Origin of the sequence: Acetomicrobium sp. S15 = DSM 107314 (genome assembly GCF_016125955.1) — a bacterium.
Classification (GTDB): Bacteria; Synergistota; Synergistia; order Synergistales; family Thermosynergistaceae; genus Thermosynergistes; species Thermosynergistes pyruvativorans.
Genome location: NZ_JADEVE010000053.1, coordinates 1 through 324, shown reverse-complemented (window position 1 = coordinate 324; position 324 = coordinate 1). Strand labels below are relative to the sequence as shown.

General features: G+C 51.5%; 1 protein-coding gene. It reads left to right on the top strand.

From position 1 onward, the window contains the following. On the top strand, positions 1-243 hold a 243-nt coding region (locus EZM41_RS01235), incomplete at its 5' end, for a 2-amino-4-hydroxy-6-hydroxymethyldihydropteridine diphosphokinase (RefSeq protein WP_342449189.1). Positions 244-324: the final 81 nt, after the last annotated feature.

Genomic DNA, 324 nt, shown 5'->3' with positions numbered 1-324 from the left:
GGTCTTGATGTTGTGGGAATTCGTCGCGGCTACGAGGGGCTTTTGGACGGTGATGCCATTCCCCTTACCCAAAGTTCGGTAGGGGGGATAATACATCACGGAGGAACGATCCTCAGAAAAAGCGACGTCTTCGAGACCCCCCCTGTCGGCCTGACCGAACAACCGAGATTTCTAAACGCCTGCGTATTGGTCAAGACATCCATGGACCCACAGCTCTGCATCCAGGTCGGTTATCTCCTTTAAAAAAGTCCTGTAGCGTTCCCTATAAACATCTATTCCATCATGGTCGATAGATGCAAGGCCGCGGTAGACATTATCGGCGAT